This window comes from Macrococcus psychrotolerans (assembly GCF_038095555.1).
Lineage (GTDB): Bacteria > Bacillota > Bacilli > Staphylococcales > Staphylococcaceae > Macrococcoides > Macrococcoides psychrotolerans.
In genome coordinates, this window is the sequence record NZ_CP124591.1 from 966,553 (window position 1) to 981,705 (window position 15,153).

The window sequence follows — 15,153 nt, forward strand, 5'->3', positions numbered from 1 at the left end:
GATGAATAAAATGAATATACCAAATCAAATTACAGTGGCTAGAGTACTTTTAATACCGATATTCATAGTATTCTTACTCGTAGATTTCAATATGGGTGATATTTCTGTGCTTGGGTCTGAAGTAATGCGCATCGAACAGTTTATTGCAGCATTAATTTTTATTTTTGCTTCGCTGACGGACTGGATAGATGGCTATTTGGCGCGTAAATGGCAGCTCGTAACGAATATGGGAAAATTTCTAGATCCATTAGCAGATAAATTACTTGTTTCAAGCGGTCTAATAGCATTAGTCGAGCTTGATGCGATACCTTCATGGGTGGCAATCGTTATTATTGCACGTGAATTTGCAGTTACTGGACTGCGTCTTTTACAGATTGAGCAAGGGTTCGTTTCTGCTGCAGGACAATTAGGAAAGATTAAAACCGCAGTAACCATGCTTGCGATGACACTACTGTTACTTAATGAACCATTTTCAGAGTGGACAGGTTTTAACAGTGGCTATCTTCTCATGTATGTCGCAGTATTCTTCACTGTATTATCTGGAATTGAATATTTTTATCACGGACGCGATGTATTTAAAAATTCAAAGTAGCATAAAAGACATTTAGTATACTAAAAATACTAAATGTTTTTTATTACAATAATTAAATTTTAAACATGTCATTTTTCAATTTTCTCAAGTATCACTGGAATAAAAACGCTTACACGTTCTTATTTTTTAATTATTACACAAAAAATACAAACAGACGTTCGCATTTTACTTGCTATTTTTAACATTAATGCGTATAGTATTAAATGTAGTAAATAACAGCTAAAGAATATTTAATAGTTCAATATACAATCATTAATTGATCTTCAGGAGGATATATATGAGTGAAAGACAAAAAGCATTAGACACAGTTATTAAAAATATGGAAAAATCATTTGGGAAAGGTGCAGTAATGAAGTTAGGAGACCGTACTGACCGTAATGTCTCTACAGTATCAAGCGGCTCTATTACATTAGATAGTGCACTTGGTGTCGGTGGTTACCCGAAAGGTCGTATTATAGAAATTTATGGTCCTGAAAGTTCAGGTAAGACAACGGTGGCACTACATGCTATCGCAGAGGTACAGCGCCAAGGTGGAGTTGCCGCATTTATTGATGCTGAGCATGCACTTGATCCGGTATATGCTAAGAATCTTGGAGTAGATATCGAAAATCTTTACTTATCTCAACCCGATCATGGTGAACAAGGACTGGAAATTGCAGAAGCATTTGTCAGAAGTGGTGCGGTAGATATTATTGTGGTCGATTCAGTTGCAGCCTTAACACCTAAAGCGGAAATTGAAGGAGAGATGGGAGACTCGCATATGGGACTTCAAGCGCGTCTTATGTCTCAAGCGTTACGTAAGTTATCAGGTTCTATATCTAAGTCTAATACGATTGCAATATTCATCAACCAAGTACGTGAGAAGATTGGTGTAATGTTCGGTAATCCAGAAACGACTCCAGGTGGTCGTGCGCTTAAATTCTATTCTTCAGTGCGTCTCGAAGTACGACGTGCAGAACAATTGAAACAAGGTCAGGAAATTGTAGGGAATAGAACAAAGATTAAGGTCGTTAAAAACAAAGTTGCACCTCCTTTTAAAGTAGCAGAAGTTGATATTATGTACGGTAAAGGTATTTCTCGTGAAGGAGAAATCGTTGATTTAGGTGCAGAATATGAAGTGCTGCAAAAGTCAGGGGCATGGTACTCTTATGATGGAGAACGTATTGGTCAAGGGCGAGAAAATATTAAGACTTATCTGAAAGAAAACCCAGAAGTACGTGACGAAATCGATCAGAAGATTCGTAAGGCGATGGGTGTCGGTGCTTCGTTAGAAGAGGCGTCAGCACAGAAAGAAGAAGTGCCAGTAGAAGATAAGTTATTCGACGATGAGTTAGAATAGTTAACAGCCTAAGGGAGGAGCGTAGTGCCTCTCCCGATTTTATAGCGGATGATGTTATTTATTTTTAACATCGTTCGTTTTTTATAGATAAATTTTCGTCATTATGAACTTAGTTTACATGCGAGAGTGAATATCAGATTTATATTATGGTAAATTTGTAACAAATTAAAATTTCATACAACAATTTGAGTAAAATGATGTAAATTTATATATTTAATGAGGATGACAGCTTGACGAGTATAACTCATAAACGTACAATTAATTTATATGGATATACTTCATATAATGTTTTATTGATATATAAAAGCAAATAAGGAGGTGTTTATGTGAGCTTAACTATCCTCTTATTCATTTTGCTTAGTATCATAATCGGTGTTGCAATCGGTTATTTTGTTGCGAAGAACGTATTAACAAATCAGCAGATTCAGGCAAGAACAACTGCAGATTTTATCGTTACTGAGGCTAACAAAGAAGCCGAAAGTCTTAAGAAAGAGAAGCTTCTTGAAGCGAAGGAAGAATATCAAAGACGTAATGATCGTCTGGAAGAAGATTATAAGGAAAGACGTTCAGACTTAGCGAGACAAGAAGCAAGACTCCTTCAAAAAGAAGAAAACTTAGATCGTAAAAGTGACCTTTTAGATAAAAAGGATGATCTTTTAGAACAAAAAGAATCTAAAATTGAAGAAAAGCAACAGCATGTAGATGCGTTAGAGCAAAGTGTTCAAGGAATCATAGCACAACATGAACAAGAATTAACACGCATCTCCGGACTGACACAAGAAGAAGCGAAGCAAGAAATTATTGATCAGGTTGAAGAAGAATTGACGCATGATATTGCAGTCATGGTAAAAGAGAAAGAGCAGGAAGCAAAGCAGAATATTGATAAAAAAGCGAAAATGCTTCTAGCTACGACTGTACAGCGATTGGCTGCTGAACATACTTCTGAATCTACAGTTTCTGTAATTAACCTTCCAAATGATGAGATGAAAGGTAGAATAATTGGCCGAGAAGGTCGTAATATTCGTACATTGGAAACGCTAACAGGTGTAGATCTTATCATCGATGACACACCAGAAGCGGTCATCTTATCCGGATTTGATCCAATTAGAAGAGAAATTGCGAAAACAGCGCTTGAATCTTTAGTGTCTGATGGAAGAATTCATCCAGGTCGTATTGAAGAAATGGTTGAAAAGGCAAGAAAATCTGTGGATGAAATCATACGAGAAGCAGGAGAAGCTGCAACGTTTGAACTTGGTATACATAATCTGCATCCTGATATCGTGAAGATACTTGGACGAATGAAATATCGTACGAGTTATGGACAGAATGTACTGAAACATTCCGTAGAAGTTGCACACCTTTCTGGTATGTTAGCTGCAGAACTAGGACAAGACGTTGCGCTCGCTAAGCGTGCGGGACTTTTACATGATATTGGAAAAGCGATTGATCATGAAGTTGAGGGATCGCACGTTGAAATCGGAGTAGATCTTGCGAAGAAATATCGTGAACATCCAACCGTAATTAACGCAATTCATTCACATCATGGAGATGTGGAACCAGACAATATTATTTCTATTCTTGTGGCAGCAGCAGATGCATTAAGTGCAGCACGCCCAGGTGCCAGACGTGAAACACTTGAGAATTATGTACGCCGCTTAGAACGTCTGGAAGAAATTTCTGAAAGCTATGATGGTGTAGAGAAATCATTTGCGATTCAGGCAGGTAGAGAAATTAGAATCATTGTGACGCCTGAAGAAGTCGATGATTTAAAAGCACATCGTATCGCAAGAGATATTAAAAACCAGATTGAAGAAGAGCTTCAATATCCTGGACATATAAAAGTAACTGTTGTGCGAGAAATGCGCGCAGTTGAATATGCAAAATAGGTCGTGACACGAGCGGTCAGACATGAGTAGAATCAAAAAAGATGACTAGAAATGTTATATTTCTAGTCATCTTTTTTACATTGTGGACCAGTATTGCATGATAGATAATCCAATCGAGAAAATGATGCCCCCAACTAGTGCTGATTTATACTTAGGGGGCTGTTTTACTGTTCTAAAATAATTCGTTATGCGATCACATATCATATATGTAATAAAAAATACGATGAACAATGTGACTGCTGTTCCGATAAAATGCATTTTATCACCTCATTTTTGATTGTATCAATAAAAATCATTTAATTCATTTATGATTTTCTATATAATAAAGACAAATAGAGTAGAGGTAGTGAATTATGAGAATATTATTTATCGGTGATGTTGTAGGTGCGGTTGGGCGTAATATGTTAGATGAGTACTTACCACAGCTTAAAAAGAAGTATGGACCGAATATTACGATAGTCAATGGTGAGAATGCTGCGCATGGAAGAGGGATTACAGAAAAGATATTTAAAGAAATGATGACGCTCGGAGTTGATTGTGTCACGATGGGTAACCATACATATGGCGTGCGTGATAGTTATGAGTTGCTAAATAGCGATCATAAGATTATTCGTCCAGCAAACTTTCCTGATGAAGCGCCAGGTAAAGGAATGGAAATCATTAAATTTAATGATAAGAAGATTGCTGTGATCAATCTACAAGGGCGAGCATTTATGATGCAGAGTGACTGTCCGTTTAAGAAGTTCGATGCGCTATATGAAATCGCTAAACAGGAGACGGATTATATCTTTGTAGACTTTCATGCTGAAACAACAAGTGAAAAAGGTGCATTTGCATATTATGCAGATGGCCGAGCGAGCGTCGTTGTTGGGACACATACACATATTCAGACGAGTGACAACCGTATTTTACCTAGGGGTACGGCTTTTATTACAGATGTCGGTATGACAGGTTACTATGATGGGATACTTGGTATTAATAAGGATGAGGTCATTCACCGCTTCTTAACAGGAATGCCAGTTAAACATGTTGTTCCAGATACGGGACGTGGTGTGTTAAGCGGTGTATTTGTAGAACTTAAATCCAATGGTCAAGCAAAGAAAATTGAAAGAATACTTATCAATGAGGATCAACCGCTCAGTCGATAACGTATCGGCCATTCGACTGATTTTTATATAATTTACCTATGTCTGTTATATAGACATAGGTTTTTCTGTTATATTAGAGATAGTTAATTTAGGGAGGAATTGTTTTGAAGACACAAATTTCTTGGAAAGTCGGCGGTCAGCAAGGTGAAGGAATTGAAAGTACTGGAGAGATATTCTCAACTGCGCTGAATCGTCTGGGCTATTATTTATATGGTTATCGTCATTTCTCATCACGTATTAAAGGTGGACATACGAACAATAAGATTCGTGTATCAACAACACCTGTCTATGCTATCAGTGATGATCTGGATATACTTGTGGCATTTGATCAGGAGACGATTGATTTAAACTATCATGAACTGACGGCTGAAGGTATAATGCTAGCAGATAGTAAGTTTGATCCTGTTGCACCAGAGGATTACAATGGCGCATTTATTAGTATGGGATTCACTGAAATTGCAAAAGAACTTGGTACGGCATTGATGAAGAATATGGTGGCGGTCGGTGCTACAGCGAATCTTATAGGCGCTGACCTAAAGCACTTCGAAGTTTTAGTGGATGACCTGTTTGCTAAAAAAGGTGAAAAGATCTGTACATTAAATAAAGAAGCGCTACACAAAGGTTATGCAGAAATTGAAAGTCATTCAGAACTTACTGTGGATTATAAATTAGAACCTTCAACCGAAGAAGGACATTTATTTATGATTGGTAATGAAGCAATTTCACTTGGCGCATTAGCAGGTGGAGCACGTTTTATGGCTGCATACCCAATTACACCAGCGAGTGAAATTATGGAATATATGATTGATAAATTACCACGCTTTGGTGGGACTGTAATTCAGACAGAAGATGAGATAGCTGCAGCAGTTATGGCAATAGGCGTAAACTATGCGGGCGTACGTGCATTTACTGCATCAAGTGGTCCAGGACTATCGTTAATGATGGAAGCGATTGGACTGAGTGGTATGACTGAACAGCCGTTAGTCATCGTAAATACGATGCGCGGAGGTCCATCTACAGGATTGCCAACGAAACAGGAGCAGTCAGACTTAATGCAGATGATCTACGGAACGCATGGCGAGATTCCAAAGATTGTCCTTGCACCAACAACTGCTGAAGATGCCTTCTACTTAACGAACGAGGCATTTAATCTAGCGGAAGTATATCAATGTCCGGTTATTATTTTAAGTGATTTACAGCTTTCTTTAGGGAAACAGACTGTTCCTGTACTTGATTATAATAAGATTAATATTGATCGTGGTTCACTTGTTACTGAAGTTGAACCAACGGAGGATAAAGCATACTTCAAACGCTATGCGGTAACAGATAATGGCATTTCACCACGTACGATTCCTGGTGTGAAAAACGGTATCCATCATGTTACAGGTGTTGAACATAACGAAGAAGGAAAGCCGAGCGAATCTCCCGTAAACCGTGCAAAGCAGATGGAAAAACGTATGCGTAAATTAGAACAGCTGAAGATTACTGAACCTGTTGTATACAATACGTATCATGAAGATGCAGATGTGTTAGTGATTGGTTATATTTCAACGTATGGAGCGATTGATGAAGCAATCCATCGTGTAGAAGGAAAGGTAAACCATCTGCATATGAAACAACTTCATCCGTTTCCGACAGAAGAGGTTCAGCAAGCGATAGATAAAGTGAAGAAAGTGATTGTTGTTGAACATAACTTTAACGGACAACTTGGACAGATTATCAAGATGAATACGAATCATCAAGGTAAGATGATTCAGATGAGTAAGTATGATGGTACACCTTACTTACCTCACGAAATTGAAGAGAAAATCAACGCAATATTAAAGGAGTTAATATAGATGGCAACATTTAAAGATTTCAGAAATAATGTGAAACCGAACTGGTGTCCTGGCTGTGGGGACTTCTCAGTACAAGCGGCGATACAAAAAGCATGTGCGAACATCGGCTTAGAACCAGAACAGCTCGCGTTAATAACAGGTATCGGCTGTTCTGGACGTCTGTCTGGATACGTAAATTCATATGGTGTGCATTCGATCCATGGTCGAGCATTACCGATGGCACAAGGTGTGAAGATGGCAAACCAGGAGCTTACAGTTATCGCTTCCGGTGGAGATGGTGATGGTTTTGCGATTGGTATGGGGCATACGATTCATGCGCTACGTAGAAATATTGATATCACGTATATTGTAATGGATAATCAAATTTATGGACTGACTAAAGGACAGACATCACCAAGTTCAGCACATGGATTTGTCACTAAGACAACGCCAAAAGGCTCGATTGAGAAGCATGTTTCTCCGCTTGAACTTGCACTTGCAAGTGGCGCAACTTTTGTCGCACAAAGCTTTTCTAGTGATATAAAAGATTTAACATCAATTATTGAAGCGGCAGTTAATCATAAAGGATTCTCATTCGTCAATGTATTTTCTCCGTGTGTCACATACAACAAAGTAAATACGTATGACTGGTTTAAAGAAAATTTGACGAAACTTGCTGATATTGAAGATTATGATCATACCAATAAACAGCTGGCGATCAATACAGTACACGAACAAGATGGGCTTGTTACAGGTATCGTGTATCAGGATACCGATGCACCGACGTACGAATCACAAATTGATGGCTACAGTGAGAACTTAACAAAAGCAGATCTAAATATTAAACAAGAGGAATTTGATGCTTTAATGGCTCAGTTCAAATAAAAACTAAGTATCTGTACCTTATTTATAATAAAGCTGTTATACTAAAACAGTACAAAATAATATAAATTTTTAAACACTAGGGGAGTTATTCTGAGATTGGATTCGTCCTAAACCCTTATATACCTGATCTGGATTATACCAGCGTAGGGAAGTGTCAACTGACACAACCTGCAATCAGGTTGTGTTTTTTTGGAGGCTAATATGAATAAAAAGTTATTGTTAAGTGCGAGTTGTGTCATTTTACTAGCAGGCTGTGGAGATCAGTCAGCCGATAAAGGTAAGGAAGATAAGAAAGAAAAAGTGACGATTATGCTGGACTGGACGCCGAATACAAATCATACAGGACTATATGTAGCACAAGAGAAAGGTTACTTTGACAAACAGGGTTTAGATGTTGAAATTAAGACACCTGGTGAAGTGAATGCCGATCAGCTTATCGCAGCAAACAAAAAAGATGTTCAGTTCGGAATTAGTGCACAGGAAACAGTGACGCAATCACGTTCTGAAGGCATTCCAGTGAAATCGATTGGAGCAATTATCCAGCATAATACGAGTGGATTTATGAGCTTGAAAGATAAGAATATTAAATCACCGAAAGATTATGCAGGGAAAACATACGGTGGATGGGGTGCACCGATTGAACAGCCAATGATTGATGCAGTTATGAAAAAAGACGGAGCATCAGTGAAAGACACTAAAATTATCAATATGGGAAATACTGATTTCTTTACTGCATCTAAGAAGAATATCGATTTCGCATGGGTTTATTATGGATGGACTGGAATCGAAGCAGAAACACGTAATATCGATGTAAATATGCAGTATTTAATTGATTACGATAAAAATCTGGATTATTACACACCTGTCGTTATTGCAAATGAAAAGTATTTAAAATCAAATGGTGAGACAGCTAAGAAATTTATGACCGCACTTAAAGAAGGTTATGAGTATTCAATTAAACATGACAAAGAGAGTGCAGATATTTTGATGAAGTCTGTTCCAGAACTTAAAAAACAAGAAAAGCTCGTATATGCATCACAAAAATATTTGTCACCTAAATATCAGGATGATGCGAAATACTGGGGCTATCAGGAAGAACGTATCTGGAAGAATTTTGGACAGTTTATGAAAGATAACAAAGTGATTACTAAAGACTTCATTGCTAAAGATGCATTTACAAATGAATATGTGGAGGGTAAATAATGGCAGATACAATAATGAGCATACAAATTATTCCGAAGACGCCAAATGGTGAAGATGTAATTCCATATGTTGATCGCGCAATTGAAGTGATTGAAGCATCAAACTTAAAGTACATCGTGAATCCGCTTGAAACATCAATTGAGGGGAACATGAATGAGTTGCTTAAGTTAATCGAATTAATGAATAAAGAGATGCGTGAAATGGGGTGTCCATCTATTATTTCACAAGTAAAGTTTTATCATGCCGAAGAAGTATCGATGGATGTGCTTGTACAGAAGTATAGATGATGAAATATGTTAAGTTTTTTCTATTTTTTATAGTACTACTTTATTTTTGGGAACTGCTCGTTCGGTTACTACAAGTTGATGCATATACGTTACCTGCGCCAAGCGTAATATTTATCAGCTTCTTTAATGACTTTAACACATATCATGTGCATTTATATCCGACTATATTACTCGTTATATTAGGCATTATTTGCTCGGTATTATGCGGTATTACTGTAGCCGTACTATTACGTTTAATCCCTGGGCTGCATGAGTATGTCTATCCATTGCTCATAATGAGTCAGAATGTACCCGTTATCGTCATTGCACCACTACTAGTCATTTGGTTCGGATTTGGAATATTGCCGAAACTTATCGTGATAACACTTGTGTGTTTCTTTCCGATAACTGTGAGCTTACTTGAAGGATTTAATGAGACAGATAAAGAATTAGAGAAATATATGAAGATGATGGGGGCAACGCGTCTTGAACGTTTCAAAAAGCTTGAATGGCCAAATAGTATGCCTTATTTCTTTAATGGATTAAAGATTGCTGGCACATACTCAGTAATGGGTGCAATCATTTCTGAATGGCTTGGCAGTGATAAAGGTTTAGGTAAATTTATGCTTATAGCTCAGCGTGCATTTCAAGTAGATCAGGTGTTTGTAGCAATTGTCTGGATCATTATCTTTGCTATGGTCATTTATCTTGTTATATATATTATTCAGCGTATTGTATTGAGGTGGCAACGATGATTCCTATTATTCAACTTAACGATATTATGCATCGTTACGATAAAGATATTGTAATTAATAATATTAACCTAGAACTGAATAAAGGTGAGATTGTTGCATTGATCGGCCCGAGTGGCAGCGGTAAGAGTACGATATTAAATATTATCGGCGGATTACTCATCCCTTCAAGTGGCGAGTGCTTATTGCAAGGGGAACGTATCAATGGGAAAACAGGACATGTGTCCTTTATGCCTCAGACACACTCACTGATGCCATGGCGTACAGTGATACAAAACATTAACCTCGCAACAGAGATCAGTGCGAATGATAGCGTGAATAAATCAGAACAATTGTTAGAAAGAGCAGGCTTCACTTCCATTAAAGATAGATACCCCAATGAGCTTTCTGGGGGAATGAAGCAGCGTGTTTCATTCCTACGTGCATTAAATACAGAACATCAATTACTGTTACTGGATGAACCATTTTCAGCATTGGATGAAATAACACGTAATGATATGCAGATCTGGTTGAGGTCTTTATTATTGGAGAGTGATAAAACGGTGCTGATGATTACACATAGTATTGATGAAGCAATTAAGATGAGTAACCGTATACTCGTTTTAAATCAGAAACCTGCTACGATAGTCAGATCGATAGATGTGAACCAGGATTTATCTGTTTCGCAAATCGCAGAATTAAAAGCACAAATTATTCAATTATTAAAATAACCGAATGTGAGATTGACTCACATTCGGTTATTAATATTAATGGTGATGCATTAATATTTTTTTCTGTCTTCATTTCTTTTCATCTTTCTTCTGACGGAATAGGATTGTAAGAAGCTAAAGACGGCAGGAAGCACTGATACTAATATAATTAATATTAATACGATTTCAAAGTTGTCTTTAACGATCTTTATATTCCCGAAGAAGTAACCTGCAAGTAGGCATATACCAACCCACAGAATTGCACCGATAATATTATACGTAATAAAGTAACCATACTTCATCTTACTGGCACCAGCTACAAACGGTATAAAAGTTCTGATAAAGGGCATAAAGCGGGCAATTGCAATTGTTTTACCGCCATGAGTATTAAAGAAATCCTCTGCTTTATCAAGGTGTTCCTTCTTAATGAATTTACCGAGTTTAGGATGATTATAGACACCAAGTCCAAGAAATTTACCGATGTGATAATTAACCGTGTCACCGATTACAGCTGCAGCAAACAACACGATAAATAATATCCAGATATTTAATGCGCCTTGAGGGGCGAGTGCACCAGCTGCAAAAAGCATTGAGTCTCCAGGTAAGAATGGCATGATCACAAGTCCTGTTTCTACGAAGACGATTGAAAATAAGATTGCATAAGTCAATGTTCCATATTCTTTAACGATATTCACTAGATGTTCGTCAATATGTAAAATAAAATCCATAAGTTGACTGATAAATGACATGGTTAAACCTCGTTTCTCCAAATAATTATTAATTATACTTTATTTTAAAAAAAGTTGCGATGGAATAGAGCATAAATTATACATTTCGGAAACCGATATGTATAATAGTATAAAATAAACAAAATGGGAGGGGTTCTATTGAAAGAGATATTAAAGTTTACAATACCATATCGCTTATGGATTGTTATAGCGCTCATACTAATGCTATTAGAACTAGCGGTTGAACTCAGTTTACCGATTATATTATCGCTCATTATTAATGAGGGATTAATCAAGCAGAATATGGATATTACGCTTCAATATTTAATCATACTGCTGATCATAAGTGTTGCTGCGTTTATCTGTGGTGTGATCAATTCATTTATTTCGAGTCATGTCTGTCATGGTTTCTCCTTTGACTTGAGAAACGCCTTGTTCAAGAAGGTGCAGCAGTTTTCACTTAAACACATAGAAAGCTTTAAGACATCCAGTATCATTACACGATTGACAAATGATGTGATTGCGTGTGAAATGGTACTTTTTATGAGTTTACGTATTATGTTGCGTGCACCACTTCTAGTGTTGGGTAGTATCATCATGAGCTTTATTGTTGCGCCGCACTTAGCACTCTATCTTTTAATTGGTGCTCCGATAATATTTGTGTTTCTGTATTATACTTCTAAGGCAGGTATGAATCTGTTTACACGTGTTCAGAAAAAACTTGATGGACTGAATCGTAATATCCAGCAGAATTTATCTTCTGTGCGTATGATACGTGCGAATATGAGTGCAGACTATGAATCTGAAAAATTCGAACATACCGCCTTAGATCTTAAAGAAGATACAACACGTGCACTAAAGTTGATGGAACGTATACTTCCATTTCTTTTGATCGTAATGAATATCGCATTATTGTTCGTAATTTATATTGGAGCGATAGATGTCACTAATAACGCACTGAATGTAGGTGCACTCGTAGCAGTCATTAACTATGCCCTCAGAATGCAAGGTGGGTTTTCAATGTTTGCATTTATCATCATTGCGTATTCAAGAGCAAAAGCAAGTGCAGAACGTATGTCTGAAATATTAACTACTGATGTAGATACATATCACGGAGGCACGGATATTGAAGTGAGTGGTGGCGCATCAATTGTATTTGATAATGTATCGTTTAAATATCCGTTAAGCCATCAAATGGTGCTTAAAGACATTTCTTTCAATATTGAAGCGGGGGAGAAATTCGTTATTATGGGTGCGACAGGATCTGGTAAAAGCGCTTTACTTAGTCTGCTCCCTAGAATGTATGAAGTGACACAAGGTAAGATTATGATCAATGGCATTGATATTAAAGAAATGGAGATTACAGATCTTAGGGATATGATTGGATATGTACCTCAGAGAAACATACTGTTTACAGGTAGCGTGTTTGATAATATCCTATTTGGAAATGCACATGCTGAATCTGAGGATGTAACAGAAGCAACGAAGATCGCACAAGTCCATACGAATATTCTGGATTTCGATGCACAGTACGACACCAAAGTCGGACAGCAAGGTGTGAATTTATCGGGTGGACAGAAACAACGACTCGCGATTGCCAGGGCGGTCATAAAGTCGCCGAACATCCTGATTTTAGATGACAGTACATCTGCGCTTGATATCCATACAGAGAATAATTTATTTGAAGAATTATCTAAGCTAAGTATGACGCGTATTATTGTGACACAGAAGATCCAGACAGCAATGACAGCTGACCATATCCTGTTATTAGATAAAGGAGAAATCGTTGGTTTCGGGGATCATCAGTCATTGATAGAAACATCAGAACTGTATCAAGCAATCTATCACTCGCAGGAAAGAGGTGATCTCCATGATTAAATCGATATTGGGTCATCCAGTAATTTTAACGCGTAAAGATATAAAAGAGAGCAAAAGTATTAAAACAGATCAAAGAGGCAATCCAATACCGAAATCACGCAATTGGAAATACGCTATCGGTGGCATCTGGTCCTTGATGGAAGGCAATAGGTTAAAGCTTACAGTTGTTATAGTGTCGGTGATTATTTCATCTTTATTAGGACTCGTAGGACCATATATGATTGGACAGATGATTGATAATAAAATACTGAAGAAAAATTTTGAAGGCATTGAAAATGATCTTCTGATTCTGTTCTTTATATTTATAGGTTTATCATTATTTTCATATGTTGCTGCAATAATTATGGTAACGATCGCTCAGGAAACGGTGTATAAATTACGAATGCTGCTATTTAGTCGACTTCAGAAGTTACCGATACCATTTTTTGATAAACGCCAGCATGGTGAACTGATGAGCCGTATGACAAATGATATCGATACAATATCTCAAGTGCTGAATTCGTCATTTATACAGTTTACATCAAGTATTATAACGATTATTGGTACAATTATTGTGATGTTGCTGCTTAGTCCACTGTTAACGTTATTAACGATGATGATCATCCCTTTAATGTTAATTGCGATGCGCTGGATAACAAATCGTACGAGTATTCTGTATAAAAGAAGACAAAGAGCAATCGGTGAAATGAATGGTTATATTGAAGAGATTATTTCAGGTCAGGAAGTTGTAAAGTTATTTACAAGAGAAGCCCGTGTGACCGAAGGATTTACTGAGAAGAACGCAAAAGTAAGAGATATCAGCTACTGGTCGGTATCTTATTCTGGTCTTATTCCGAAAGTGATGAACTTCTTTAACAATTTATCATTTGCAATTGTAGCAGGTATCGGAGGGGTATTAGCACTAAACGGAAATGGTATTACTGTCGGAACAATTGTTATATTTGCAGAATATGCAAGACAATTTACACGTCCTTTGAATGATCTGGCCAATCAGTTCAACACTGTATTATCTGCATTAAGTGGTGCAGAGCGTGTCTTTGAAATCATCGATACTGAACCTGAAGTAGATATCGATAACAGTAATAGAAATTTAACGATACGTGGGGAAATTTCATTTGAACAAGTGACTTTCAAATATAACGAAGAACAATTAAAACCAACCATTAATGATGTGACGATACATTTAAATCAAGGGGAATCTCTCGCCTTAGTTGGTGCGACAGGAGCAGGTAAAACGACACTTGTACAGCTATTGGCAAGGTTTTATGAAATTAACGCAGGTAAAATAATGATTGATGGTATCGATATAAAAGATATTCCAAAACAAACGTTACGCAATCAGATGGCTTATGTGCTGCAGGATCCATTTATCTTTGACGGTACGATTCGAGAAAATATAAAGTACAGAAATCAGCACGTCTCTGATGAAGTCATGATTCAGGCAGCAAAAGATGCAAATGCTTATGATTTTATTATGAGATTAGAAAATGGTTTCGACACAGAAATTAGTTTTGAATCAACACATCTTTCCCAAGGTGAAAAACAGTTAGTCAATATCGCGCGTGCGCTGATATTAGATCCAAAGATTTTGTTGCTGGATGAAGCGACGAGTAACATTGATACCGTTACAGAAATGAAACTTCAGCAGGCGATTGAACGTCTAATGAAAAATAGAACGAGCATCATCATTGCGCATCGCTTAAATACGGTTAAAAAAGCTGATAAAATTGTTGTACTTGAAAAAGGTGAAATATTAGAACAAGGCTATCAAAAAGATTTAATTACAAGAGATGGTATTTATGCGGAAATGTTAAAAAGTGGAGATGAAGCATTATTAGAATAAATTTAATCCGTCATTATTATATAAATGACGGATTAAATTTATGTTTTTATGTGAGATGTATCTACAGTAAAAATACTTTGAAAATATTTGATATAAAAGCTATACTATAGTAATGATATTATGAATA

At 36.9% G+C, this 15,153-nt stretch carries 14 protein-coding genes and 1 riboswitch; of the genes, 12 read left to right on the forward strand and 2 right to left on the reverse strand.

Annotation, left to right across the window (positions count from 1 at the left end; all coding sequences use genetic code 11):
- Positions 1-10: 10 nt before the first annotated feature.
- The 3 genes from pgsA (at position 11) to rny (ending at position 3,817) form a co-directional block, all read left to right on the forward strand.
- Positions 11-592: a CDP-diacylglycerol--glycerol-3-phosphate 3-phosphatidyltransferase gene (gene pgsA, locus QA539_RS04850; RefSeq protein WP_419895567.1), complete on the forward strand. Its 582-nt coding sequence runs from the start codon at positions 11-13 to the stop codon at positions 590-592.
- Positions 593-869: 277 nt separating this feature from the next.
- Positions 870-1,931 carry a recombinase RecA gene (gene recA, locus QA539_RS04855; RefSeq protein ID WP_219494694.1) on the forward strand — a complete coding sequence of 354 codons (1,062 nt, stop codon included), beginning with the start codon at positions 870-872 and terminating at the stop codon, positions 1,929-1,931.
- Between the two features lie 326 nt (positions 1,932-2,257).
- A complete protein-coding gene (gene rny / locus QA539_RS04860) occupies positions 2,258-3,817 on the forward strand; it encodes a ribonuclease Y (RefSeq protein ID WP_219494695.1) in 1,560 nt (519 codons plus the stop codon).
- Between the two features lie 75 nt (positions 3,818-3,892).
- Here rny and QA539_RS04865 read toward each other — a convergent pair whose 3' ends face one another.
- A complete protein-coding gene (locus QA539_RS04865) occupies positions 3,893-4,075 on the reverse strand; it encodes a hypothetical protein (protein WP_041635906.1) in 183 nt (60 codons plus the stop codon).
- Between the two features lie 95 nt (positions 4,076-4,170).
- On the opposite strand from QA539_RS04865, the gene QA539_RS04870 reads away from it, so the two are divergent.
- The 7 genes from QA539_RS04870 to QA539_RS04900 all read left to right on the forward strand — a co-directional run bounded on the left by QA539_RS04870 (position 4,171) and on the right by QA539_RS04900 (position 10,598).
- A complete protein-coding gene (locus tag QA539_RS04870; protein ID WP_099483140.1) occupies positions 4,171-4,965 on the forward strand; it encodes a TIGR00282 family metallophosphoesterase in 795 nt (264 codons plus the stop codon).
- Between the two features lie 104 nt (positions 4,966-5,069).
- Entirely contained in the window at positions 5,070-6,803 is a 1,734-nt protein-coding gene (locus QA539_RS04875) for a 2-oxoacid:acceptor oxidoreductase subunit alpha (RefSeq protein WP_419895568.1), read from the forward strand.
- Complete coding sequence (locus QA539_RS04880; protein ID WP_413475273.1) at positions 6,804-7,667, forward strand: 2-oxoacid:ferredoxin oxidoreductase subunit beta; 864 nt, start codon at positions 6,804-6,806, stop codon at positions 7,665-7,667.
- 68 nt (positions 7,668-7,735) lie between these two features.
- Positions 7,736-7,834: riboswitch (TPP riboswitch) on the forward strand.
- A 34-nt stretch (positions 7,835-7,868) separates the two neighbouring features.
- Positions 7,869-8,870: an ABC transporter substrate-binding protein gene (locus tag QA539_RS04885; protein ID WP_219494698.1), complete on the forward strand. Its 1,002-nt coding sequence runs from the start codon at positions 7,869-7,871 to the stop codon at positions 8,868-8,870.
- Positions 8,870-9,157, forward strand: coding sequence for a thiamine-binding protein (locus tag QA539_RS04890; RefSeq protein ID WP_099483136.1), 288 nt, complete (start codon positions 8,870-8,872; stop codon positions 9,155-9,157). Before QA539_RS04885 ends, QA539_RS04890 begins: the two co-directional genes overlap by 1 nt.
- Positions 9,157-9,891: an ABC transporter permease gene (locus QA539_RS04895; protein WP_419895569.1), complete on the forward strand. Its 735-nt coding sequence runs from the start codon at positions 9,157-9,159 to the stop codon at positions 9,889-9,891. Before QA539_RS04890 ends, QA539_RS04895 begins: the two co-directional genes overlap by 1 nt.
- A complete protein-coding gene (locus QA539_RS04900; protein WP_241427501.1) occupies positions 9,888-10,598 on the forward strand; it encodes an ABC transporter ATP-binding protein in 711 nt (236 codons plus the stop codon). The genes QA539_RS04895 and QA539_RS04900 overlap by 4 nt, the downstream gene beginning before the upstream one ends.
- Before the next feature lie 50 nt (positions 10,599-10,648).
- On the opposite strand, the gene QA539_RS04905 is transcribed toward QA539_RS04900, so the two are convergent.
- Entirely contained in the window at positions 10,649-11,326 is a 678-nt protein-coding gene (locus tag QA539_RS04905) for a DedA family protein (protein ID WP_219494700.1), read from the reverse strand.
- A 138-nt stretch (positions 11,327-11,464) separates the two neighbouring features.
- On the opposite strand from QA539_RS04905, the gene QA539_RS04910 reads away from it, so the two are divergent.
- Together QA539_RS04910 and QA539_RS04915 are read left to right on the forward strand one after the other, a co-directional pair.
- Entirely contained in the window at positions 11,465-13,183 is a 1,719-nt protein-coding gene (locus QA539_RS04910; protein WP_219494701.1) for an ABC transporter ATP-binding protein, read from the forward strand.
- Complete coding sequence (locus QA539_RS04915; RefSeq protein WP_219494702.1) at positions 13,176-15,026, forward strand: ABC transporter ATP-binding protein; 1,851 nt, start codon at positions 13,176-13,178, stop codon at positions 15,024-15,026. The genes QA539_RS04910 and QA539_RS04915 overlap by 8 nt, the downstream gene beginning before the upstream one ends.
- The last annotated feature ends 127 nt before the right edge of the window (positions 15,027-15,153 follow it).

Bases quoted from the DNA above. Each gene is read 5' to 3' on its own strand.
- QA539_RS04890 (WP_099483136.1), top strand. From the start codon at position 8,870: ATGGCAGATACAATAATGAGCATACAAATTATTCCGAAGACGCCAAAT.
- QA539_RS04870 (WP_099483140.1), top strand. From the start codon at position 4,171: ATGAGAATATTATTTATCGGTGATGTTGTAGGTGCGGTTGGGCGTAAT.
- recA (WP_219494694.1), top strand. From the start codon at position 870: ATGAGTGAAAGACAAAAAGCATTAGACACAGTTATTAAAAATATGGAA.
- QA539_RS04905 (WP_219494700.1), bottom strand. From the start codon at position 11,326: ATGTCATTTATCAGTCAACTTATGGATTTTATTTTACATATTGACGAA.
- QA539_RS04885 (WP_219494698.1), top strand. From the start codon at position 7,869: ATGAATAAAAAGTTATTGTTAAGTGCGAGTTGTGTCATTTTACTAGCA.
- QA539_RS04915 (WP_219494702.1), top strand. From the start codon at position 13,176: ATGATTAAATCGATATTGGGTCATCCAGTAATTTTAACGCGTAAAGAT.
- pgsA (WP_419895567.1), top strand. From the start codon at position 11: ATGAATATACCAAATCAAATTACAGTGGCTAGAGTACTTTTAATACCG.
- QA539_RS04880 (WP_413475273.1), top strand. From the start codon at position 6,804: ATGGCAACATTTAAAGATTTCAGAAATAATGTGAAACCGAACTGGTGT.
- QA539_RS04900 (WP_241427501.1), top strand. From the start codon at position 9,888: ATGATTCCTATTATTCAACTTAACGATATTATGCATCGTTACGATAAA.
- QA539_RS04865 (WP_041635906.1), bottom strand. From the start codon at position 4,075: ATGCATTTTATCGGAACAGCAGTCACATTGTTCATCGTATTTTTTATT.
- QA539_RS04895 (WP_419895569.1), top strand. From the start codon at position 9,157: ATGAAATATGTTAAGTTTTTTCTATTTTTTATAGTACTACTTTATTTT.